The sequence below is a fragment of the Winogradskyella sp. J14-2 genome (assembly GCF_001971725.1).
Taxonomy (GTDB): Bacteria; Bacteroidota; Bacteroidia; order Flavobacteriales; family Flavobacteriaceae; genus Winogradskyella.
This window is the reverse complement of the sequence record NZ_CP019388.1, coordinates 46,106-70,502: the sequence shown is the minus strand read 5'-3', so window position 1 is coordinate 70,502 and position 24,397 is coordinate 46,106. Positions and strand designations below refer to the sequence as shown.

General features: G+C 32.1%; 30 protein-coding genes. All 30 read left to right on the top strand.

The annotated features are described in order from the left end of the window. Positions 1–30: 30 nt before the first annotated feature. Positions 31–594, top strand: coding sequence for a hypothetical protein (locus BWZ20_RS00480; protein WP_076614834.1), 564 nt, complete (start codon positions 31–33; stop codon positions 592–594). Between the two features lie 362 nt (positions 595–956). After that, complete coding sequence (locus BWZ20_RS00470; RefSeq protein ID WP_076614829.1) at positions 957–1,523, top strand: hypothetical protein; 567 nt, start codon at positions 957–959, stop codon at positions 1,521–1,523. A 162-nt stretch (positions 1,524–1,685) separates the two neighbouring features. Further along, positions 1,686–2,606, top strand: coding sequence for a glycosyltransferase (locus BWZ20_RS00465; RefSeq protein WP_076614827.1), 921 nt, complete (start codon positions 1,686–1,688; stop codon positions 2,604–2,606). Positions 2,607–2,876: 270 nt separating this feature from the next. Further along, on the top strand, positions 2,877–3,092 hold the full coding sequence (locus BWZ20_RS00460) for a type II toxin-antitoxin system RelE/ParE family toxin (RefSeq protein WP_232217124.1): 216 nt from the start codon (positions 2,877–2,879) through the stop codon (positions 3,090–3,092). An 87-nt stretch (positions 3,093–3,179) separates the two neighbouring features. Then, positions 3,180–3,464: an addiction module antidote protein gene (locus BWZ20_RS00455; RefSeq protein WP_042247321.1), complete on the top strand. Its 285-nt coding sequence runs from the start codon at positions 3,180–3,182 to the stop codon at positions 3,462–3,464. Between the two features lie 206 nt (positions 3,465–3,670). Then, a complete protein-coding gene (locus BWZ20_RS15215) occupies positions 3,671–4,255 on the top strand; it encodes a hypothetical protein (protein WP_157358274.1) in 585 nt (194 codons plus the stop codon). A gap of 134 nt (positions 4,256–4,389) precedes the next feature. Then, on the top strand, positions 4,390–5,106 hold the full coding sequence (locus tag BWZ20_RS00445; protein WP_076614824.1) for a DUF4375 domain-containing protein: 717 nt from the start codon (positions 4,390–4,392) through the stop codon (positions 5,104–5,106). Positions 5,107–5,254: 148 nt separating this feature from the next. Then, on the top strand, positions 5,255–6,001 hold the full coding sequence (locus BWZ20_RS00435) for a hypothetical protein (protein ID WP_076614819.1): 747 nt from the start codon (positions 5,255–5,257) through the stop codon (positions 5,999–6,001). A gap of 149 nt (positions 6,002–6,150) precedes the next feature. Further along, a complete protein-coding gene (locus tag BWZ20_RS00430) occupies positions 6,151–6,795 on the top strand; it encodes a hypothetical protein (RefSeq protein WP_076614817.1) in 645 nt (214 codons plus the stop codon). A 167-nt stretch (positions 6,796–6,962) separates the two neighbouring features. Next, complete coding sequence (locus BWZ20_RS00425) at positions 6,963–7,712, top strand: hypothetical protein (protein ID WP_076614696.1); 750 nt, start codon at positions 6,963–6,965, stop codon at positions 7,710–7,712. A gap of 167 nt (positions 7,713–7,879) precedes the next feature. Further along, positions 7,880–9,862 carry a DUF262 domain-containing protein gene (locus tag BWZ20_RS00420; RefSeq protein ID WP_076614814.1) on the top strand — a complete coding sequence of 661 codons (1,983 nt, stop codon included), beginning with the start codon at positions 7,880–7,882 and terminating at the stop codon, positions 9,860–9,862. Positions 9,863–9,966: 104 nt separating this feature from the next. Next, on the top strand, positions 9,967–10,407 hold the full coding sequence (locus BWZ20_RS00415; protein WP_157358285.1) for a hypothetical protein: 441 nt from the start codon (positions 9,967–9,969) through the stop codon (positions 10,405–10,407). Continuing rightward, positions 10,408–10,803, top strand: coding sequence for a hypothetical protein (locus BWZ20_RS00410; RefSeq protein WP_076614808.1), 396 nt, complete (start codon positions 10,408–10,410; stop codon positions 10,801–10,803). Between the two features lie 134 nt (positions 10,804–10,937). Beyond that, positions 10,938–11,351, top strand: a complete 414-nt coding sequence (locus tag BWZ20_RS00405) for a hypothetical protein (protein ID WP_076614806.1) — start codon at positions 10,938–10,940, stop codon at positions 11,349–11,351. A gap of 154 nt (positions 11,352–11,505) precedes the next feature. Beyond that, positions 11,506–12,150, top strand: coding sequence for a hypothetical protein (locus BWZ20_RS00400; RefSeq protein ID WP_076614803.1), 645 nt, complete (start codon positions 11,506–11,508; stop codon positions 12,148–12,150). A 272-nt stretch (positions 12,151–12,422) separates the two neighbouring features. Further along, positions 12,423–13,367 carry an IS30 family transposase gene (locus tag BWZ20_RS00395; RefSeq protein ID WP_198034959.1) on the top strand — a complete coding sequence of 315 codons (945 nt, stop codon included), beginning with the start codon at positions 12,423–12,425 and terminating at the stop codon, positions 13,365–13,367. Positions 13,368–13,503: 136 nt separating this feature from the next. Beyond that, positions 13,504–14,217: a hypothetical protein gene (locus BWZ20_RS00390; RefSeq protein WP_076614800.1), complete on the top strand. Its 714-nt coding sequence runs from the start codon at positions 13,504–13,506 to the stop codon at positions 14,215–14,217. Between the two features lie 132 nt (positions 14,218–14,349). Further along, positions 14,350–15,570 carry a hypothetical protein gene (locus BWZ20_RS00385; RefSeq protein WP_157358284.1) on the top strand — a complete coding sequence of 407 codons (1,221 nt, stop codon included), beginning with the start codon at positions 14,350–14,352 and terminating at the stop codon, positions 15,568–15,570. Positions 15,571–15,777: 207 nt separating this feature from the next. After that, on the top strand, positions 15,778–16,227 hold the full coding sequence (locus BWZ20_RS00380; RefSeq protein WP_198034958.1) for a hypothetical protein: 450 nt from the start codon (positions 15,778–15,780) through the stop codon (positions 16,225–16,227). 166 nt (positions 16,228–16,393) lie between these two features. Next, positions 16,394–17,053, top strand: a complete 660-nt coding sequence (locus BWZ20_RS00375) for a hypothetical protein (protein WP_076614791.1) — start codon at positions 16,394–16,396, stop codon at positions 17,051–17,053. 228 nt (positions 17,054–17,281) lie between these two features. Continuing rightward, positions 17,282–17,563, top strand: a complete 282-nt coding sequence (locus tag BWZ20_RS00370) for a type II toxin-antitoxin system RelE/ParE family toxin (RefSeq protein WP_076614790.1) — start codon at positions 17,282–17,284, stop codon at positions 17,561–17,563. 9 nt (positions 17,564–17,572) lie between these two features. Next, a complete protein-coding gene (locus tag BWZ20_RS00365) occupies positions 17,573–17,875 on the top strand; it encodes a HigA family addiction module antitoxin (protein ID WP_054560615.1) in 303 nt (100 codons plus the stop codon). Positions 17,876–18,028: 153 nt separating this feature from the next. Continuing rightward, positions 18,029–19,285, top strand: a complete 1,257-nt coding sequence (locus BWZ20_RS00360; RefSeq protein ID WP_076614787.1) for a DUF6161 domain-containing protein — start codon at positions 18,029–18,031, stop codon at positions 19,283–19,285. Positions 19,286–19,438: 153 nt separating this feature from the next. Then, a complete protein-coding gene (locus BWZ20_RS00355) occupies positions 19,439–20,182 on the top strand; it encodes a phytanoyl-CoA dioxygenase family protein (RefSeq protein ID WP_076614714.1) in 744 nt (247 codons plus the stop codon). 132 nt (positions 20,183–20,314) lie between these two features. Further along, positions 20,315–20,779 carry a hypothetical protein gene (locus tag BWZ20_RS00350; RefSeq protein WP_157358283.1) on the top strand — a complete coding sequence of 155 codons (465 nt, stop codon included), beginning with the start codon at positions 20,315–20,317 and terminating at the stop codon, positions 20,777–20,779. Positions 20,780–20,840: 61 nt separating this feature from the next. Further along, on the top strand, positions 20,841–21,203 hold the full coding sequence (locus tag BWZ20_RS00345; RefSeq protein WP_076614783.1) for a KTSC domain-containing protein: 363 nt from the start codon (positions 20,841–20,843) through the stop codon (positions 21,201–21,203). Between the two features lie 236 nt (positions 21,204–21,439). Further along, positions 21,440–21,910 carry a hypothetical protein gene (locus BWZ20_RS00340; protein ID WP_076614888.1) on the top strand — a complete coding sequence of 157 codons (471 nt, stop codon included), beginning with the start codon at positions 21,440–21,442 and terminating at the stop codon, positions 21,908–21,910. A 149-nt stretch (positions 21,911–22,059) separates the two neighbouring features. Then, positions 22,060–22,608, top strand: coding sequence for a hypothetical protein (locus BWZ20_RS00335; protein WP_157358282.1), 549 nt, complete (start codon positions 22,060–22,062; stop codon positions 22,606–22,608). A gap of 150 nt (positions 22,609–22,758) precedes the next feature. After that, positions 22,759–23,232: a hypothetical protein gene (locus BWZ20_RS00330; RefSeq protein WP_076614776.1), complete on the top strand. Its 474-nt coding sequence runs from the start codon at positions 22,759–22,761 to the stop codon at positions 23,230–23,232. Positions 23,233–23,602: 370 nt separating this feature from the next. Continuing rightward, positions 23,603–24,244, top strand: coding sequence for a GldM family protein (locus BWZ20_RS00325; protein WP_076614774.1), 642 nt, complete (start codon positions 23,603–23,605; stop codon positions 24,242–24,244). Positions 24,245–24,397: the final 153 nt, after the last annotated feature.

Here is a 24,397-nt window from a genome sequence, read left to right as displayed (position 1 = left end):
TGACGGTTATACGAGAACGTTACCCAACATTTGAAAAAAGCAGAACTCGAAAATAAAATCCAAGACGCAACATCAAGTTTGATTGATATGGCAACCGATATTTGTTGGAATAAAATATCGAGGAATTGTGTATATATTATGTCGGAAATTGATGAAAGTATCGGGAAAAACTTTTTTGAACGTGCAAGAATTAGAAAAAAAATTAATGACAAAAAAGCACCAAAAACGTTGAACGGAATTGTGTCGGAACTGACTGCGATTTATGAAAATCTTTATGACATTAATCTATACATTTATAAATCGTTGTCGAATAAAACAATAATTGAAATCAGGTATTTCCTTAAAACTTCTCACATAGCAGAATTTTATCCAACAATCATAAATAACGAACCAATGTTGCACTGCAAAGTTGCTCGACCATTTTATGTTAGCGAAGCACCAAACTCGAACAAAACCGAACGGAAATTTGACGTTAATTGGGAACTTGGAGGAATTAGACACGAATGGAATAAATTTAGAGGCAAATTAAAATACGGAATTTGGAAAATAAAGTATGACCAAAAAAGAAAATCGAGGAATAAGAACATTAGATAAGAAACTGAATCCTGTATTAAAATCATTACTTGTTAAAGGTTTTAAATACCTTTATGCTTTTGCTTTATTTACGTTTTTTATATCAATTCTAATGTTAGTATCTTATTTAGGATTAAAAAAAGAAATCGATTGGAATGGTGCATTAATTCTATATAGTATTTTAGTTCCTGCCTTGTTGATATTTAGGATTATAAGTAAAAAATTAAAAAAAAACGTTGGGTAACACCGTATATAGTTCATTGCTGCTGCTCGCCTATTTGCAATTTATACTTGCCTGGTGATTAGTTCATTTTTATTTGCTAAATTTAGTGCATAAACCACGCAACAAACCATATACAAACCCGTTGTGCACAAGCTGAAAAATGAGAAATCCATTAAAAATATTGCTTCTAATTTTGACTTTAGTTTCTTGTAAAAACCAAATAGAACCTAAATCGGAATTGAATAATGAAACGGCTGAATTGACCAAAGAAATTCCTAAAATGGAATTACAGCAAACCGTCTCAATTGCGGAACAGTGGAATTTTATGGTTTTTGAAAAAGGAGGTTGTTTAGGTGGAACACAATATGTCACAGAAAAAAAGAGAGAAATTCCTACTATGGTTTTTAGCGAAACGGAATGGAAAAAGTTTGCGGAAAATGATAAAACGGAATTGACTGAATTTCTTATTTCTAAACTTTCTGACACAACTAAAACTAAAGTCCATACTTGCCCATTTTTTGGAGCAACGAATGGAGAAATGGCTGTTTATTCACTTCAGCATATTCACAATATAAATTGGCTTGAATTTTCGGAATTTAAAGAATATAAAGACCGAGAATATGGAAGCGCGACTGACCAACCGCAAATGTGGTTACAGAATATTTTAAAAAACGAAACTAAACGGAAAGTTTTAGCTGACTTGTATCGAAACGAACTGAAAAAATAAAAGCCAGTGCACAACAATGTGTATAATTCATTGCTAGTTATAGCCTACTTACGAAAGTCCTGGCGGACTTTCTATCTGTGATTTATTTGCTACTTTAGTGCTAAAACCACGCAACGAAATCATACACTAGTCCGTTGTAAACCATACCTAAAAAAACTGCGAATGACATTAATAAGTCGATTAGTCTTCTTCAACGATGAAATGAAGACGAAAAAAGAATCGTCTGAACGAATTACAAAAAATGAAATTTCTATTGTAATTCCAGTAAAAGACAATCAAAAAGGAATTGATAACTATTTAACCAAGTTCTTTAAAACTCACTCGAAAACTGACTTTCCGAAAGAGATTATAATTGTGGACAACAATTCAAGTCCAAGAATTGAATTGAAAACTGAATTTATGAAATTCGGCTTGCCAATTAAATTAATTGAGTGCAAAAAAGTTGGACCAGCTTCAGCCCGAAACAAAGGCGCAAAAATTGCGAAAGGAAAATGGTTGCTGTTTAATGACAGCGATTGTATCCCAACAAAGTCAATTATTAAAGGCTATTTAAAAGCTGATAATAACTCTGTGGCTTATGCTGGTAATATAGAATCATTAGATAATGACAAGCTCTCAAAATATTACGAAAGCCAAGAAATTTTAATTCCTTTAAAGACTTACGATGAGAATGGCGATTTTGTTCCGCAATATTTAATAACAGCCAACTCGCTAATTTGGAAAAAAGCATTTGATGAAATTGGTGGATTTAATGAGCAAATTGCAATCGCAGGTGGCGAAGATGTTGATTTAGGTTTACGACTTTCGCAAATCGGAAATTTGTCATACGCTTTCGATAGTATTGCAATCCACGACTTTTCAGACGGATTTGTAGGTTTTTACAAGAGATTTAAGAGATACGGACAAGGAAACAGAATTGTCGAAGAATTATGGAATACCGATTTAAGTCCTACTCTATTCCGACCAAATGAAAGAACTTTTGCGAATGAGATTTTAGCGAAATTTCAGTATATTGGATTACGAATTGGATATAGAAAAGCAGACAAAATCGTGCGAAAGTACGGTTTACAACAACGTGTATAGCTCATTGCTATTCAGTTGCTTAAACCGAAGTTAAGGCATATTTGGAAAGTCGCCAAATTTTTAAATTTGACGATTTCCAAAAAACAAGATAAATAGTAAAATTTAAAAATCTGGCTTGTGGCTCAACCGAAAATTAATCGCTAATTTGCACGCAACGAGCCATACACAAGACCGTTGTGGTGCATTTTAGACCAACTTTTCGCTTTAAGGACAAACCATTTCAGAAATCCAAAAAAAATGTTTAATTTTGTATCTAATTGGATACAATAAATGATTATCACTAAAAAGACACCTGAATTTGATAAGTGGATTAGAAAGCTGAAAGATATACGTGCGAAATCTAAAATACTTTTCCGAATTCAGAAACTTGAAACTGACGAGCATTTTGGAGATTGTAAGCCTGTTGGAGATGGAATTAGCGAAATGCGAATTAATTACGCAAAAGGCTACAGAGTTTATTTTAAAGAAAAGATGATAAAATCGTAATTCTTTTAATTGGTGGAGATAAATCTACCCAACAAAAGGACATCGAGAAAGCGAAAAAAATCTGGAACAGAATAAAAGAGGATTGATATGGAAACAACTAAATTTGATATAGCAGACTATTTGGACAGCGAAGAAATGATTGCTGAATATCTGAATACAGTTCTTGAAGATGGCGAAAGTTCTGATTTGATTGTGGCAATCGGACATATCGCAAAGGCAATTGGAATGACTAAAATTGCGGAAAAAACTGGAATGAGCAGACCGAGTCTTTACAAGGCATTATCTGAAGGAGCGAAACCGCAATTCGGAACAATAATGAAAGTGTTGAAAGCTATCGGCGGACAAATTAACGTGAAACCAATGTCAGCGTGAAAAAACGACACCACAACAACGTATATAGCTCATAGCTAGTTAGTTGCTTAATCGAAGTTAAGGTTTTTTGCGAATTCGCCATATTTTTAATTTGTTATATTTACAAGAATTTAAAACATAAAAATCAAAAATATGGCTTGTGCTTAACCGAAAAGTTATCGCTAATTTACACGCTACGATCCATATACAAAACCGTTGTAGTGCATTTGAAAAAACCGATGAATCAAGAAAAAGCAGTTTGTGTCGAATGTGAATCTGACTATTTTAGAAATAATTCGGAAATGGCTGAATTATGTCCGAATTGTGCTCACGAATTATATGGATATCCGAATTGCGAACACATATTCGATAATGGGAATTGCATAAAATGCGGTTGGAATGGAAAAACATCTGAATATCTAAAAAACCGAACCGAAAAAATAACTCTCGAAACGGAATCATATCTAATTGAGGGAAAAGAAAATGAACGCTTCTTTCCTTTTTTGGAATTGGAATTTAACGAAGACGTGATTTATGAAAATGACATTCCCAAATACTATCTGAGTTTTTCAGAAGACCTTAAATCAGCTTACGGAATTGGGAAATGGATAATGACCGAATTGGAAAAAAATAATCACGACTTGCGAAAAACAATTACTTTACTTGGACAGAGTATGAATTTGAACTGGGATATTTTCTCAACTAACGTCGGAAAACAAATTGACCGCAGTTGGAAATCGGAAAAAATTGAATTGACTATATTGACTGACAACGTAATAGAAAAAATAAAAACGCACTACAACAATGTATAACCGCAATTACGGCGGATTCGACTACGTCCGAATCCACTCGGAATTGCTAACGTCTGTGCCAAACTGAAAATTAACGCATACTAACCCGTAACTGACGGTTATACTAAACCGTTGTAGCACATTTAACCGAACCAATGAAAATAGGAATTTTAATCATAATTGTAATCTTAATTTTGGTTGTTGCATTTTTAGTTTTGAGAAATAAATCAAAAAATCTTGAAAACACTATGACTGAATTTGTTCGACTTGATTCTCAATCTGAATCTACTCAACATCTTCCTTTATTGCCTGAAAATTGGATATCTGAAATTGAGCAAAAATGGAATGATAAAGAATGGGGAGTTTATGACAATGAACATTATGACATTTGTGAGAAAATTTGCAATGACATTTACTCAACAAATAAATATTGGGAAAAGAATCAAACTCACGCTGATTTTTTAAATGAGCTGACTAAAGAACAGAGGATTTATTTCACTCTAATAAACTTTGAATCTCAAGTCAACAACGGAGGAGTTTACCAATTTTTGTTTAATTACCCAGAATTGTCAATACTTGCATTAGAAGGAATGCAAGTAACTGGAATGGAAAAATTGGCTACGGATTATAAAATAGTTTTGAATGAATATTTTGGTAAGTTCGATACAATTCAAGATTTGTATTCAAAGTTTCAGAATAATAAAAGTGATTGGAATAAACGATTTACAGCATTCGCAGAAGGATACAAAGAACTTCCTTCGGCTGAAAAAATAGAAGATTATTTTTACGAGGAAAGTTTTGTCAAAACATATCAGCAGGACTTGACGAAATACGTAAAAGCGAATAGAGATAAATTTTATAAGACAAAATAAAAAAACGTGCTACAACAATGGCTATAAGTAATTGCTTGTCCTCGCCTACTTCTGAAAATCCTCGCGGATTTTCAGTTTGGTGTGTACTTGTAAAGTTGAGTGCTAACGCACGCAACTACTCATAGCCGAAACCGTTGCCAGTAATTTGATGAAAAACGAACTAAAAAAAATAAATGAGAATTTTGAAAAACAAATTGACTCGGTAACTGAACTTATCCAATTTGACAGACAGATAATGGATTTTTGCCTTCATCATCTTAAAAGTCTGAATGACAAACTAAAAAATGGAGCACCTAAAATTAATAATCCATATTATTTAGCAGATAATGCAGTAATGGCATTAGAGGGAATTGACAAAAACAAATCTTTTACAAAGCATTATAGCATAATTTACAATCAATGTTTAGTCTTGTTAGTCTCTCATTTCACTCTTACCATTGAAAAAATATTTTCGACTGTACTAAAATTTCAATATTCAAACGATAAACTTCCTAAAAGTGCTAAAAATCAAATTCAACTGACTTTGGACGAAATTGACGAAGTCAATCAAAACCCAAATCTTTTGAAAAAATTACTCGTTGCAAAAAAGAAACTAACTTTTCAAAACATTGGAAATGTGATTAAATCTTTCGAAAATTATTTGGGAATAAAAATTGACAAAGACCAAAAATTAGACGACATTAAGTTTGCTTTTGAATGCCGACATTTAATCGTTCATTCAGTTTCAAAAGCGGATGAAAAATTTATAAAAAACTGTAATTCAATAAGAAATCGGAGTATAAAAAAAGCCCTCTACTTAGATGAAGAAGTGCGATTCACGAAATCTGAATTGGAATTTGTAAAGTTTTCTATGCTTTTGTTTATGCAGGAATTGACAGAAAAATTAAATGGATAAAAAACTACTGGCAACAACGTGTATAGCTCATTGCGGCTGAATTCCTAATCGGAATTCATTGCAATTTGCTATCTTTCGGTTACGGCGGAAAATCATAGCTGATTTTCCGCAACGAGCCATACACAAAACCGTTGCCACTAATACAAGAAATGAGGACATTACATATATTAATCTTATTGACAATTATTACTTCCTGTTCCAATACCAAAAAGAATTCGGAACAAACCTTAATTGCCGAAAACTATGAAATAAAGCCTGAATATTCATTATCAATAGATTCTCGCTTAATAGAAAATGATTTAATTAATAGAATTAATGAAATCAAAAAAATCCCTTTTGGAACAATATCATTTAAAAACAACGAAATGGACTCTAAAGTCTGGAACTGTGGCGACTCATTATATTGGGATATAGTAAAACTCGGAGAAGAAGCTATTCCACAACTTATATCAAAGATTCAAGATGAAACTAAGACTGATATCCAAATACAATGCAGAGACACTAATCTGACTGTCGGAACAGTCGCTTTTATGATTCTTGACGATATTATATCAATACCTTATTTCTTAGTTTTTCAAACGCAATGGGATGTTTTTGATATTAATTGTGACTTTGGATACCCAATTGGGCTTCTTGAATTCATTAATAACTATCCTCAAGTAGCACAAGAAAAGTTAACTAAGTGGTATCAGAAATATGGGGAAAAAATAAAAAAGAAAAAGCTTAGTTCATCCAACCAAAATGAATGTCAAAAAGCATTTAATATCGATTATAAGTTAAAAATAAAATATTAACAAAGTACTAGTGGCAACAATGTGTATAATTCATTGCTAGTTAAAGCTTACTTACGAAAATTCCGCTGGAATTTTCTATCTGTGATTATTTGCTAACTTTAGGGCTTAAACACGCAACGAAATCATACACTAGACCGTTGTGCTTCATTATGACCAACCACTGAACAATGATAAAATTCTTTAGAAAAATTAGACAAAATTTACTGTCAGAAGGAAAAACTAGAAAGTATTTTAAGTATGCGATTGGTGAAATTATTTTAGTAATGATTGGTATTCTTTTAGCATTACAAGTCAATAACTGGAATAACAATCGCATTGAGCAAAACGAAGAAAAAGAGGTAATTACCAAACTTCACACAGATTTTCAAGAAAATAAAAAGGTGTTGAAAGATTTTCTTATTGAGGTTAATAATCAGATGAATGCGCAAATAACTTTAATGAATTTAATTGGAACTTCAAAAGAAGAACTCTCTAAACATAATTTAGATAGTATTTTTTATGTTTCTTTCGGATATAGCGAAATAGCATTTGCGGATAATACAATTAAAAACATTATCCAGAGTGGTAAATTAAACCTTTTAAAAAATGAACAAATCACAGACTTACTCTATAAATGGAATACACTATCTGAAATCAGAAAAACTCGTGTTACAAAGTTGGATAATTGGTCAAACAACGAGCTAATACCCTATTTATTAGATAAAATATCTTTTAAACAAATGGATATGGCAAGTAACTATCCATGGGCTGGAAGTTCTAAAGTAAAACCAGATTATTATCCTTTATTTCAAGAGGTTAAATTCGAGAACTATTTGGACAATAATATTTGGTATTACCAACAAGTTAAAGAACGCTGTCTAGAAACAGATAAACTCATAGATGAAATTATTAAAGCTACTAAACCAAATACAAATTAAAAAATAACGAAAGCACAACAACGGCTATAGTTCATTACGGCTGAAATTCCTAATCGGAATTTCAAGCCTTTTTGCTAAATTTATGGTTACGGCGGAATGATACTCGCGTACCATTCCGTAACGAAACCATAGCCAAAACCGTTGGCATTCATTGAAAAAAGACCGAAATGGCAGACAATAAACTACAATCGTTAACAGAAATATTTAACGAAAAATTTTTTAGAATCCCCGACTTTCAAAGGGGGTACTCTTGGGAAACAAACCAACTTGAAGACTTTTGGGAAGACCTTATCAATCTGAAAGGCGACAAAATCCATTACACAGGACTTCTAACTGTTGAGCCAGTTTCAAAATCAAGTGTTGAGAACATTGAGAAATGGCAAGACGATTTGTGGCTTTTTGAAAGAGAACTTGGAGCATATTACCTCATTGATGGACAGCAAAGACTGACAACTTCAATCATTCTAATTAATGAAATACTTAATCAATTTGCCGATAGCGAAGGAATCAACTTTAAAGACAAGTCATATTGGGTAAACAAATTCTTGTTCCAAGCATACGGAGACAGCTACAAGTCGTACATATTTGGTTATGAACGTGATAACCCAAGCGATGAGTTTTTTAAAACGAAGATTTTACGGCAAGAGTCTTCAACTGCTGACAAAGTCCCAGAACAGACTTTGTACACTTCAAACTTGAAAACAGCGAAAGACTTCTTCGAGAAAAAATTAGAAAAACTCGAAAAACAAGAGCTTGAAGAAATTTTCAAGAAGGTTACAGCTAAATTCAAATTTAACTTTTACGAAATAGATGACGAACTTGATGTTTATGTAACTTTTGAGACTATGAATAACAGGGGAAAACCTCTGTCAAATTTAGAGTTACTCAAGAACAGACTAATTTATCTATCGACCCTTTTAGATGTTGACAATCAAACAAGAGCACGATTAAGAAAAGACATTAACGAGACTTGGAAAACCATTTATGAGTATTTAGGCAAGAACAAGGACAATGCAATGGATGATGACGAGTTCCTGCGTAACCATTGGATAATGTACTTTAAGTACGACAGGAAAGAATCAGCCTCTTATGCCAAATTCTTACTCAATAAAAAATTCACAGCCAAAAATGCGATTAAAGGCAGAATCGTTTTGACAGACATTAAGGAGTATATTGATAGTCTTTCTAAAAGTGTTAAATCTTGGTTTTACTTGTACAACGCTCAATTTTCTGACTATCAAGACGAAACAAAAGAATGGATTCAAAAACTCAATCGCTTAGGTATGAGTGCTTTTCCACCGTTATTTATGGCTGCAATGACGAAGTGTAATGAGAATGAATTTTTGCCACTCTTCAAATCGGCAGAACGTTTCATTTTTCTCGTTTTCCGTCTTTCTCAAAGACCTTCAAACACAAAAAACAGTCATTTTTATAGACTTGCCAATATGTTTTACTTCGGTTTAGACCATTGGGGACAAGGAGAAACTACAATCGAGAAAGTAATTGGTAATGTTAATTGGATGACCCAAGGAGAGTCAGGCGAAGGAGACGATTACGTTTATCACGGTTGGTTTGACCTTGAAAAATTTGACAACTATGTTAAAGACCAGTATGAAAAAGGAGAAGGTTTTTACAGTTGGAATGGTTTGAGATATTTCCTTTTTGAATATGAACTTCACTTACAAGGAAAAGCGAAGGGAAATCAGAAAGTAAGTTGGACTGACTTTAACAAACGGAAAAAAGAAGATACAATTGAGCATATCTATCCTCAAACACCAAAAGACGATTGTTGGACTTCTGTTTTTAATATGCACTCGAAAAAGGAAAGAAAAATTCTGCTTAACACTTTAGGAAACTTGGTATTGCTCGGACAATCAAAAAACTCTGAGTTCCAAAACAAATGCTTTGACTTCAAGAAAAAACATACGAATAAGGATGGAGATGAAGTTGGTTTCTTTAACGGTGCTTACAGCGAAATTGAAGTTTCAAGCTATGACAATTGGACACCAGCAGAAATTGAAAGTCGGGGTAAAAAAATGCTCTCATTTTTAGAAGAGCGGTGGAATATTGACTTTGATGGTTGGGAAATAGAAAAAGAAGATTTATTGAAATTGGACTTCTTGCAAAAGGAAACGATTGAAGATGAATAAAAACAACGAAATGCCAACAATGGCTATACGTAATGCGGGCGAAAGTGCTGAAATTAAAGTAATTACATTAAACAAACTTTTCGGTAGACGGAAAGTGAAGTGCGTTGAAATCCCGCACTACGCATAGCCTAACCGTTGTGGTGCATTTGATGAAGAAACTGATTTTAATAATACCAATATTTATTTTAGTAGGAACTCTATTCCTATTTTTATTTGACCCTGCGTTTGAACGAACAGTAAAATTCGAAAATCATACAGTAGAATATGATTGGTATTTATTCAATAATGCTTATTGCAGTTATAGAACTCACGACCATTGTGCGGATAATGAATTCAACAAATACAATGCGGAAATTGAATTATTAAATAAATTGTGTGAATCCTATAATGGAAAGAAAACAATTGAAAACAGATTAATCGAAGCTGTAAATCAATTACCAATGTCAAAGCGAACTTACTCTGAATTGACTAAATCATCGGAATTACAAGTAGACTCAATAATAAAATATCGGAAAGAATTATTTCAAAAATGGTGGATTGAATAAATGAAAAAAGGTTTTGTAAAAGTAATTGAGTGTTTTAATATAACTGGAATTGGAATTCTGACTGAATTACAGCATAATGAAAATGGAATTCCACCAGATACGGAAATTGTCGACTTGAATACGGAAACAAATTGGGCTGTAACAAAAAGAGTTCTCTCTGGAACACTTCTGATTGCGGACTCTGAAATTATGTTCGATTGTGAAACAAAATCTGAACATATCAGTAACTCTTACAAAACTGAAAAAGATAGAGAAATTGCAGTTAAAAAAGAGTTAGAAAGAAGAAAAAATGGAATTTATTGGTATCTAATAAAACCAATGAATATAAAACAAAAAGCGAAACCCGAAATTGGCGCTGAATTAAAAATAAAAACGACACCACAACAACGTGTATAGCTCATTGCGGCTGAATTCCTAATCAGAATTCATTGCAATTTGCTATCTTTCGGTTACGGCGGAAAATCACAGCTGATTTTCCGCAACGAGCCATACACAAACACGTTGTAAGTAATTTAAGAAAAACGTAATCAATGAAACTTTTCAGTTGGAAAAAGAAACCTGAACCACCAAAAACTGATATGAATATCAATGTATTTTTTAAAGCGTTCATATTGGATACTTTAAAAGAGTTACCGACTGAAAAAAGTGATTTGATTGGAAATATGAATCTTGACAATGTTTTTTCGACTGACTTTAATGACTGGAAAAAAACAATAAAAAAAGTGCTGAATTTATCCGACACAATTGAAATTGCTATTAAGGACTTATGGTTACGGAATTCTGAAATCGCAAAAAATGACGGAACTGAATTAAATGCTGACAAATTTTCTGATTTATTCATTGAGAACTATTACGTGGAAAATAGTAAAGTGGTTATTTGGGAAAGTGAATCCGATTTGAATAACGCAAAAAAACGAATCGCAGAATCAAATCTTGCGGTATGAAAAAACTACTTACAACAATGTATAACCGCAATTACGGCGGATTCGACTACGTCCGAATCCACTCGGAATTGCTAACGTCTGTGCTAAACCGAAAATTAACGAATATAAACCCGTAACTGACGGTTATACGAGACCGTTGCCACTAATACAAGAAATGAGGACATTACATATATTAATCTTATTGACAATTATTACTTCCTGTTCCAATACCAAAAAGAATTCGGAACAAACCTTAATTGCCGAAAACTATGAAATAAAGCCTGAATCTTCATTATCAATAGATTCTCGCTTAATAGAAAATGATTTAATTAATAGAATTAATGAAATCAAAAAAATCCCTTTTGGAACAATATCATTTAAAAACAACGAAATTGACTCTAAAGTCTGGAACTGTGGCGACTCATTATATTGGGATATAGTAAAACTCGGAGAGGAAGCTATTCCACAACTTATATCAAAGATTCAAGATGAAACTAAGACTGATATCCAAATACAATGCAGAGACACTAATCTGACTGTCGGAACAGTCGCTTTTATGATTCTTGACGATATTATATCAATACCTTATTTCTTAGTTTTTCAAACGCAATGGGATGTTCTTGATTTTAATTGTGACTTTGGATACCCAATTGGGCTTCTTGAATTCATTAATAAATATCCTCAAGTAGCACAAGAAAAGCTAACTAAGTGGTATCAGAAATATGGAAAAAAAATAAAAAAGAAGAAGCTTAGTTCATCCAACCAAAATGAATGTCAAAAAGCATTTAATATCGATTATAAGTTAAAAATAAAATATTAACAAAGTACTAGTGGCAACAATGTCTATAATTCATTGCTAGTTAAAGCTTACTTACGAAAATTCCGCTGGAATTTTCTATCTGTGATTATTTGCTAACTTTAATACTTAAACACGCAACGAAATCATACACTAGACCGTTATCTCTTATTTGAGAAAAACTTTTCTGCATTCAATAACTTAACGCAACAAATCTAAATTTATAGATTTGTAAAATGACGATTAAAAAACACAGACGGCTTACCCTTAAAGAAAGAGTCCAGATCCAGACACTTTTGAACGAAAATAAGCGTAAAGCTTACATAGCTAAAACACTTGGCAGAGCACCCTCTACAATCTCAAGGGAAATCAATAAATGGGTACAAAATAAAGAGGATAATTACGATGCTGAACTAGCACATTGGAACGCCAAGGACGATTATGCGAACAAAAGAAACCGCGATAAAATAAGTACACATTCCTTACTGAGATTTTTTGTTTACAAAGGACTTTTGTCCAATTGGACACCCGAACAAATTTCTGGCAGGCTCAAAGAACTTTATCCCAATGACCCTATAATGACCATTTCCCACGAAGCAATCTATAGGCACATATATACAAGACCACAGGCCAGTCTAAACAAAAAACTAATCAAGCTACTTGTACGTAAAAAAACAAGACGGATACCTTCTAAAAAGAGACGCGGAAAAGGAAGTGTAATACTTAACCAGGTCAGTATAGACCATAGGCCCAAGCATATTGAACTTAGACAGGAAGCTGGACATTGGGAAGGAGACCTGGTTATCGGAAAAGACAATAAAAGTGCTATTGGGACCATTGTAGAACGTAAGACCAGGTTCACCTTAATAGTAAAATTAAACTCTAAAAATGCAGAAGAAGTCGCCGAAGCCTTTTCTAAAATATTGAACCGGTTAAACGCTGAATTTAAAAAATCAATGACCTACGACAACGGAGTTGAAATGGCAAAACACCAAAAAATAACCAAAAATACAGGTATCAAAATTTACTTTGCTCATCCATATTCCTCTTGGGAAAGAGGCACCAATGAAAACACAAATGGACTCATTAGAAGGTATCTACCAAAAGGAACGAACTTTAACCTAATTAGCGAAAATCAACTTCAAATTATTCAACAAAAACTCAATAATAGACCTCGGAAAATAATTGGGTATAAAACACCGCAAGAAATGATGGATTTTGAAGTAAAAAATGTAGCTTAGTAACATCAAAAATTAACAACGCTTTGTTGCGTTACAACGTTGAATCCAAGTTTTCGCTCATTAAAAAAGACAGTTAACTCATTTTGACTTTTATGACTAATTTTCAAAGAATACATTTGACAGAAAATCATTAGAAATGAAAATATTAACAATCTTGCTTACGATTTTACTATCAATTTCTGCAAATAGCCAAACCGAAAATTCGGAATTATATTTAACAAAAGACAGCGACACTCTATTTTGGAAAAGCTATCAGAACGATGATATTAAAGCCTTCAAATTACCTGAATTAAACACTAAATCGGAATTTACTTTTAGAAGTTGGAATGCTGGGAATTTACTCGAAATCACTAAAGATAATGACTCTATAAGTGGTAAGATAATATATTATGTTTTTGAGGTTTGGGAAGACGATTATAAGGCAGACACATTTGTAAAAACTTATTTACTACCAAAATCAATCTCTGAAAATTTATATGAATACATATCAAACAGTGGAATTCAAAAAATACCGAGTGATAAGTATATTAAAGATTGGCAACAAGGGTTTGACGGAATAACACATATTTACGAACTGAAAGAGAATAATAACTACTCTTTTAAAAACTTCTGGACACCAACTTCGCAAAATGGAATTAAAGAAGCGGAATTTATAATTCAGTTTAATAAAAAAATTGGAGAAATTGGGGAACTCGAAAAATACGGAAAGGATTTTGTCGAAAAAATTCCGTTTATAAGCTATAAATATTCTGGTTCGGCTTATGCTATTACAAAACCGCCAACAAAAAAGGAATTACGGAAATACAAACGTGAAAGAAAAAAGAAAAAGCGGAATAAAAACAAGAGATAACACCGTGTATAATTCATTGCTAGTTATAGCTTACTTATGAAAGTCCTCGCGGATTTTCTATCTGTGATTTATTTGCTAACTTTAGTTCTTAAACACGCAACGAAATCATACACAAAACCGTTGTGTGTAATTATGAAAATGACATTCAGAACAATAAATATCATTCTATTCGTACTTTGTTTTAACCCAATTTATGGACAAACAAATGTGCTTATTCCGAATAAAGGAATTGAAGGAATATCCATTGTGATTGACTCATCAACAATTTCGGATGTAATTCAAATTTATGGAACTGATTACACTCTGTCCGAAAAGACTTTAATTACAAACTATCGTTTTGACAAAATCGGATTGACATTTCAAATTGACCCTTATGACAAAAATAAAATTGTAAGGTCAATTTCAGTTGAGTCGCCATTTAAGGCTAAAACAGAAATCGGAATTGTACTAAATGAAAATACAATGAAAGATGTTTGGAATACATACAATGACAAAGGCTGTTTCACATCAAACTCTTACGCTTGGAACACTCAAAATGGAATTTCTTACTACATCAAAAAAGACCCAAATGAAAAAGGATATGATATAGAAGAGAAAATATTCAAAATAGAAATAAACAATGATGGCGATTTTGGAATTTCTTCCAGAACAAACTTCGAATTTAACGATGAACCTGTAAAGGAAAAATTAAACAGCTTGATAACAATTTTTAAATCGGACAATTTCAACTTTCAAAAATTGGACAGCTTTTGGAGTGCAGAAAAAATTACGGAAAAAGAACCTTATGGATTTGAAAAACGGACAAGCTTCAATAGAATGATTGAGAACAATTTAAATCAAGAAAGCTCTGAATTATGGCTTGTAGGTAGTTCTTATAATCTAAACATAATTAAATCGTCAGATAATGAATTAGTTTATCTAAAACTAACAGACAATAACGAACAAAAAACACTATTTGAAAGAATAGAAAACTCGAACTTTGAGAAAACCGCCTTTGATGTTTACACATACGGTACTTTTTGTGGAATTGCAGGAACACCACCAGACAAATGTCAAGAAATGCTTGATTTGGTCAATGCGAATAATTATGTCCAATTATCAAGTTGGTTAAAATCAATAAATCCCGAAATCGCTACATACGGTTACATCGGACTTGAATTTCTAAAGAAAAAAGGAATTAAAATCGAGAATAAGGAACTTCAAAAAATGACAGAATTAAGTGAATCTAAAATACAACTTAATACTTGTCAAGGTTGCATTTTTGGAGTTACGGAACAAATAAAAGACGTTTTAAAAAATAAAAATATTAACCAAATATATCGTTCGTTTCAACAAAGCGGATGGATAAAATAACTACACACAACAATGGCTATAAGTAATTGCTTGTTTTTGCCTACTTCTGAAAATCCTCGCGGATTTTCAGCTTGGTGTGTACTTGCAAAGTTAAGTGCTAAACCACGCAACTACTCATAGCCGAGACCGTTAGCCACAAGCTGAAGAAACATTCAGATTGAAAGAAAATATCGTGAAAGAACTAAAAATGAAACCAGCTTTTAAAAAATGAAAAGGTTAATTGGAATAATATTACTTCTGACTTTAACGAGTTGTTCTTATATGACAGATTTCTATATTTTTAATAAAAGTGGAAATTCAATATTTGTTGAGTATAAAGTCAAAGAACGCTTAAATGAAGAACCTTTTGCATTTAACGCAAGAATAGTGGAATTTGATTCGGATATGGAAATTATTGAAATAAAAAAAGCATTTGAAATTGAATTTAACAATGAAATAAATACTCTGACTTGCGAATTGAAAAACGGACAAGCATTATGGATTGGAGATGATATCAATTTCAGTCTTAATGATGCGAATGACATTAAAAAACTGAAAAGGAATCTGATATATTTAAAAATAAAAACGGAGAATACGGAAATCAATGCTGACGAAAAGAATATCATTGGATTTTTTAAAACGTTCGATAGACATACAGTCGGAATTGAAATTAAATAAAGCCAGTGGCTAACAACGTGTATAATTCATTGCTAGTACTAGCCTACTTACGAAAATCCTCGCGGATTTTCTATTCGGTTTGTATTTGCTAAATTAGTTGCTGAAACACGCAACGAAATCATACACAAAACCGTTGTAAGCCATTTAAGACAAACCTCAGAAATAAATGAAAATATTTGGAATTAGTGGACTTGGAGCTGACAAAAGAGTTTTTAAATACTTAACTCTTGAACACGAATTAATTCCTGTTGATTGGATAAAACCAAATAAGAATGAAACCATTATCGATTATTCAAAACGGCTCATTGAGGAATATGGAATTGGAAATCAAGAGGATTTTGGGATTTTAGGCGTAAGTTTTGGAGGATTAGTTGCAACAGAAATAAGCAAATTGACAAAACCAAAATTCACTATTTTAATTTCATCAGTAGAAACAAAAAGTGAATTAAGCGGAATAATTAAGCTCGCTGGAAAATCAAACTTGATTGAACTAATTCCCGAAAAATTATTAAATCCACCAAAGGTAATTGCTCACTTTATGTTTGGAACTGAAAAAAAAGAATTGCTGAACTCTATCTTGGACGACACGGATTTGAATTTCACAAAATGGGCGATTAGAGAATTAATGAACTGGAGCAACGAAACGGAATTGAAGAATTTAATTAAAATCGGTGGCACAAAAGATAAATTACTTCCACCAAAAGGAAAAAACACTATTTTAGTCCAAAATGGAGAGCATTTTATGATAGTTGATAAAGCTAAAAAAATAAGTGATATAATAAACAGCAGAATAAAAACGGCTTACAACAACGTATATAGCTCATAGCTAGTTAGTTGCTTAATTAAAGTCAAGGTATATTTGCAAGTCCGCCAAATTTTTTAATTTGGCTTATTGAATATAAAGATAATAAGAAAATTAAAAAATTCGGCTCGTGCTTAACCGAAAAATAATCGCTAATTTACACGCTACGAGCCATATACAAACCCGTTAGGCAACATTTGCACAAAACAAACTTTTTACTTACTTTTGACGTTAGTAACGTAAAGCAAAGGTATGATTATTTCATTTGGCTCGAAAGAAACCGAAATGATATGGAACGGAATTCGAGTTAAAAAAATGCCGATTGAAATTCAGAACGTTGGACGTCGGAAATTGAGAATGTTAAACAACTCGCAAGATATTATGGACTTGAGAATTCCGCCTTCAAACCGACTTGAAAAACTGACTGGAAATCTAAAGGATTTTTACAGTATTCGAATTAACAAACAATGGCGAATCATTTTCAAATGGAACAACGGAAACGCAAGCGAAGTGGAAATAATCGACTATCATTAAAAAGGAAAAATGGAAAAGTTGGCAAATGTACATCCTGGCGAAGTCTTGAACTTGGAATTTCTTGAACCACTTGAAATCTCGGCTTACCGACTTTCAAAGGACTTGAAAATACCGCAAACAAGAATTTCGGAAATAATAAAAGGGAGACGCAGAATAACTGCGGACACAGCATTAAGGTTAAGCAAGTATTTCGGAAATTCGGCCAAATTCTGGCTCGGACTTCAAGATGATTACGATATCGAAGAAGAACGTGATGAAAAACAGGCGGAATTGGACGAAATAAAACAATACGGAAATAAAAACGTTGCCTAACATTGTATAAAAATAATAGCGGTTTAAGTGCTTAAAAGAAAGTAAATTTATACATCAAAAGGCAGTAACAAACGGAAAAATAAGTACATAAAATCCGCTACTATTCTTATACGTTACCGTTGGCAACAAGCTAAAAAAAACAATACTGACTGAATGACAACAACAGAGATAAGAAAAATAATTGCTGATTCTGAATATTCTGATTGGTTGAATTCAGTAAACTTACAAATTGTATATCCACATTTGGATTTTGACCAAACTTTAACTGGGTTTAGTAGTATTTTTAAATTTTTAGAACAACAAATTGATGGATGGTCAAAATTCGGAGAAAACATACCAAATGAACTAAAAGCATCCAAAAAACAGTTTTCAAATTTTAAAACAAGACTTGAAAACTATATAAATGCCTACGTTATTAACCAAAACTATAACGAAAGTCAATTAAACAGCTACTGGAATTCGGAAAAAAACCAAATTCAAAATAATAAAACTCTATTCGTTTACGATTCACCACAATCTGAATTTCTAATTAAAATTCATAGAGAAGTTCCTAAATATTACTCTGGAGCTTACAATTTTGTGATGGGTAATTACAATGTTTCCAATAAAGATTCTATGATTGGACACATTTTAGCTTATGAATTTGAATTAAAAGATTATACGGAATTAACCAAACGTAGAAACAAAGAAAAGTCTTCAATTGGTCGTTTAAGAAATGACTTTAGAAATCAGCTATCTGAAAGCGAAACTCAATTATCAGAACATCTAAAATCTGCCAATGTTGAGTTTGATAATTACACACAAAAAATTGACGACCTAAAAACCGAAAAAGAAACAAATTTTGATGATTGGTTTGTTAAATCTAAGAAAGAGTTTTCTGAATTCGATAACTCTTCAAAAGAAAAAATTACAGATTTAGAGCATACTTATGAGGAATTATTGAGATTGAAAAAGCCAGCTGAATATTGGAATCAAAGAGCAACAAAACTCAATAAAGAGGGATGGAAAGCTATTTATTGGTTAATTGGTTTAGTTGCATTTGCGTGCGTTACATTGTATCTATTATTATGGTTAACACCAGATGGAATGCTATTGAGCTTTATAAAAGGACAAGCAAGTGCAATTAAATGGTCTATTATCTATGTAACATTTATTTCATTTTTAGCATTTGGAATACGTGCATTAAATAAAGTTGCTTTTAGTTCATTTCACCTTGCGAGAGATGCAGAAGAAAGAGAGCAATTGACATATGTGTATTTGTCACTAATTAAAGATTCAGCAGTTGATGAAAAAGAAAAGTCTTTAATTATGCAATCACTATTTAGTAGAGCAGATACAGGATTATTAAAAGGCGATTCTGGACCAGCAATGCCGAACGATATAAGTACGAAAATATTTGGTGGGAATTAAAAGCCAGTTGCCAACAATGTATAAAATTAATTGCTTGGTTCTAGCCTACTTACGAAAATCCTCGCGGATTTTCTATTCGGTATTTATTTGCTAAATTAGTTGCTTAAACCACGCAACTAATCTTATACGAAACCGTTGTGTGCAAGCTAAAAAATGAACTACGCAAGAAACAAAATAGAACTTGAAGAAAATGGATTTTCCGTTTTATCTGACTTGTATTCTGACATCGAAATAAGCAGAATTTTAGCTTGTATCGGAAATGCTGAACAGGACGGAAATTCCTTTATGAAAACAAAGGACTTGTTTGCTATTAGGCAATTAATCAAAAATGTGCCTGAATTGAGTGATTTATTGTTCAACAAAAAACTGACTGCATTAATTGCTGACCTTTCCGAATCTGAATATTTCTTGACAAAAGCTATTTATTTTGACAAACCTAGCGAATCGAATTGGTTTGTTGCTTATCACCAAGATTTGAGCATTTCAGTTGACAAAAAAGCTGATTTGGAAAATTACGTGAATTGGACTTTTAAAAAAGGACAATACGGAGTTCAACCACCAATTGAGATTTTACAAGACACAATAACAATCCGAATTCATTTAGACAAAACGGACAAGAATAATGGAGCGCTAAAAGTAATTCCGAAATCTCACTTAAACGGAATAGTTCGTGCTGACTCGAAAGATTGGAATTTAGAGAACGAATTTGTTTGTGAAGTAGAAAAGGGTGGAGCAATGTTAATGAAACCTCTGACTTTACACGCTTCGAATAGAACGACAAACGGAAAGAAAAGACGAGTAATACATTTAGAATTTAATAAACATAATCTGACTGAACCGCTGGCTTGGTTGGAACATTATGGAATAAAAAAAGCCAGCACACAACAATGGCTATAAGTAATTGCTTGTTCTCGCCTACTTCTGAAAATCCTAGCGGATTTTCAGCTAAGTGTGTACTTGCAAAGTTAACTGCTAAACCACGCAACTACTCATAGCCGAGACCGTTGTAAAACATTTAAACCAACCATTATGAGATATTTACTAACACCAATAACAATGTTTATTTGGTTTCTACTGACTTATTTGTGTGTTTATTATGGAATGGTTCTGATGCTGTGGATGTTTTCTTTGAGCTGGATTTGGCTCATACTTGGATACACATTTTTAATCGGACTGATTTCATTCTTGGTAAATTCATTACCAGCGATTATAAATATTCTGATTTTAAAATTTTATCGATTGAATTGGTTCAGTATTGTAGTTCATTCAATAGCTGGACTTTTGGGAATTGCATATTTCTATTATTTGATTTACCAAAATCCACCAGAAATGGTAAGTGGGAATGAATCCACGCCTATTTTAAAAGCGTTGTGGAACCAATCGTGGCTGAAAACAATATTACTTATGTTTCCGTTCCTAGGACTTCAATTGGGAATAATCTATCAGGGAATTTTTAGTCCAATTTCAATGAAACTGGAAGAAAATGAATATTGAAAAACTGTAGCTTGACAAGAAGATTTAAAAATGTTCAAACGAGTAAAAGTCAACTAATAAAATGACAAGATTTTTTAAAGTATCAATCTTAATTTCAATTTTAACCATTACAATTTCTTGTGGTGGTAAAGATTGTAATTCAATAGATGGCAGTTTTGACAATTACAAGAATGCAATGCAAGTCATTAAATCTTCTGACTTTAAATTTTCCGATAACTGTAATACGGGTAAAAGCTCTTGGATTTATGACGCAGAGTATTATTCTTGCGATGGCAATATTGGATATTTAATAATAGAAACTAAATCAAAAAATTACATTCATAGTGGAGTGCCAATTGAAATGTGGAACGAATTTAAAAATGCTGATTCTTTTGGCAAATATTATAATCGGAATTTAAAAGGTCGATTTCGATTAACATTATGAAAAAAACGTTTTACAACAACGTATATAGCTCATAGCTAATTAGTTGCTTAATCAAAGTTAAGGCATATTTGCAAGTCCGCCAAATTTTTTAATTTGGCTTATTGAGAAGAAAAGATAATAAGAAAATTAAAAAATTCGGCTCGTGCTCAACCGAAAAATAATTGCTAATTTGCACGCTACGAGCCATATACAAGACCGTTGTGCATAATGTAAGCCAACCGCGAAAACTGACCGAATTGAATAAAATACCGAATAAAATAAAATATCTGATTGGCGGAATTTCTGCTTTGATTTTCTTCCTCTTCTTTTTTGGAATAATTAATCCATTTGGACTTAATGACTCTCTTCAAAAGATTACTGGATATTTTTTTGGACTTAATTTTAATAATCTGGACTATTTTGCCATTTCCTCAATTCCAATTTTCGGAATGTTATTAAATTCAAAACGATTGGAATTTAAAACAACCGACTTAATAAAAGACATTTTAATAATAATTCTTTTCGTATTTGTTACAATCACAATCGGACTTTACATATTGACCTTTATTGGGAAACCTGACAATCCTTTAATACCACAATATTTAATAAGTGAACCGTTCTTTTTATACTCAACAATCATAATCGGAATTGGAATTGGACTGCCATTTTTGTTAATAAATCGGACAGCAAAACTGGATGAAGTAAATGAAATCGGAACTGAAAAATAATAAAACACTATGCACAACAATGTATAACCGCAATTACGGCGGATTCGACTACGTCCGAATCCACTCAGAATTGCTAACGTCTGTGCCAAACCGAAAATTAACGCATATTAACCCGTAACTGACGGTTATACGAGACCGTTGTACACTATTTGAGAAAGGCATTTTACATATCAATTTTGGTTCTGGCATTTAATGGAATTATTAATGCTCAAATAACTGGACAATTATTTCAGTATGAATCTGAGTTTCCAATGGCAAAAATTTCAATAAAAGGAAAAAATAAAATTATTGAATCAGATTTTAACGGTAATTTTTCAATAGAAACAGATGAGGAACTAAAAAGTCTTGACTTAATAATTGACTTGAATCATAGTTCTTCTGAAAATTCTTTAAAGACTTTAAAAATCATAATAAAGAGTTTGAAACTAGACAAAAAAAGAAAATTAAATTTAGGAAAAATTGAACTTCCAACTTTTGAAAATATTGAGATTACCGAATTTGAAAAACTTACTAAATCTGAAAAAAAGGAATGTTTTCCAATATATTGCTGGACTGAATTATTAGGTTATATTAATACTAACCAGCTTGAAAATGAATATTTGACCTTGAATTGTAAAAAGAAAATTAGAGATTTCAATTATAATTCAAAACTAAAAACTGTGACAGTTGAATGGGAATTAATAAAAGATTGTGAATAAAAAAAACAGTGTACAACAAGGTATAAATTTTATTGCTAGCTAATTGCTTACTTGCGAAAGTCCTCGCGGACTTTCTTATCAGTAATAATTTGTTTACTTTTAGCTTGAAAATAACGCAACAAACTTTATACAGAGCCGTTGTAAACAATTATGAACGAGAACGAAGACTATTTCAGAATTTCTAAAAATGGGAACATTCACACTTTGAGTGACCGAATTCCATTTAACTGGAAAGAACTGATGATTTGGACTTCTGCTTCATTCATTTTCCTCATTTGGTTTCTCGGAATTGGAGTCGGAATTTTTATCGCAATTCTAACTTTAATAGGATACACAATTTACCGATTTGCTTCGTGGATTTACTACACGGAATTAAAAATTGACGAACAAACTGGAAAAATAACTCGACTAAAAAAAATACTTGACCGAACTCAAAAAACGGAATTAATTGCTTGCAAATTTGACCCAAACCGATTTGAATATTCGGAATTAACTCGGAGCGGAAAAACGAAATTCTTAATGAATTATCGGACTCATAAAAACAATGAACTTCTGATTTTAAAAAACAAAGCGGACAAAGAACTGATTGAAAAATACATTACTGAAAAAATAACTGTCTTGTAAATGCTGTATTTTAGAATAGTATTCTTCCTTTTGTTTCTATTGGAGTTAAGATTTTTAAATTTTAAGTACAAACGAGATAAATATATTTGGATTGGTATAGTTCTTATATTCAGTTACATTGGATATTTTTTCTTTTTAATCCATAAAAGAAAACTATTAGTCAAAAGAAAATTTGAACCGGATTTCAATCGGAATAGAATAAAATAAACGGAATAATAACTGTTTACAACAACGTGTATAGCTCATTGCGGCTGAATTCCTAATCGGAATTCATTGCAATTTGCTATCTTTCGGTTACGGCGGAAAATCATAGCTGATTTTCCGCAACGAGCCATACACACGACCGTTGTGTGTAATTTGAATAAATCTTATGAAACAAATAATTCTTCTAATTGTCGTTTTAAGTTTTATTCATTGTGCGCCTAAAAAAACAGTAGGTAATCCGACAAATCCTAAAATCAAATCTATAGTTGAAAATAATAAATTAAATGTCGTTTATAGAGGTATCAGAAACCCTTTGACCATATATGTGCCTAATACCGATAGCATAAAAGTAAGCGGAATTGGACTTCATAAAATTGATAACAATGAGTATTATATTTCACCAGGTCAAGGACTTACTATGGAAATTACTATAGTTGGATACATTAAGGGACAAGAAATAATTGACAAAAGGGAATTTCGGATTTTAGATATTCAAAAACCTTATGCAAGCATTCATAAATATTTCGGAAATGTAACATTGTCGAAAGAAAAACTTGCCAGTTCTAAAATAAAACCTCATATCCCTCAATTTGTTCTGGAACTACCTGATGTATACAGTTTTGAATATCAAATCAATAACCAAAAACGTTTATTTAATGAAGGAAATACATTTAATGATGTAGCAAAAAAACAAATATATAATCTCAAAAAAGGAGATAGTGTTTTGATTGACAATGTGAAACTTGTAACGGACAGACCAAACGTGGACAGAGCAAAAATTATTGAATTAAAAGTTTATATAGAATAAAAAAACTACACACAACACCGTGTATAGCTCATTGCGGCTGAATTCCTAATCGGAATTCATTGCAATTTGCTATCTTCGTTTTACGGCGGAAAATCATAGCTGATTTCCCGCAACGAGCCATACACAAACACGTTCTATGCAATTTAAACCAAC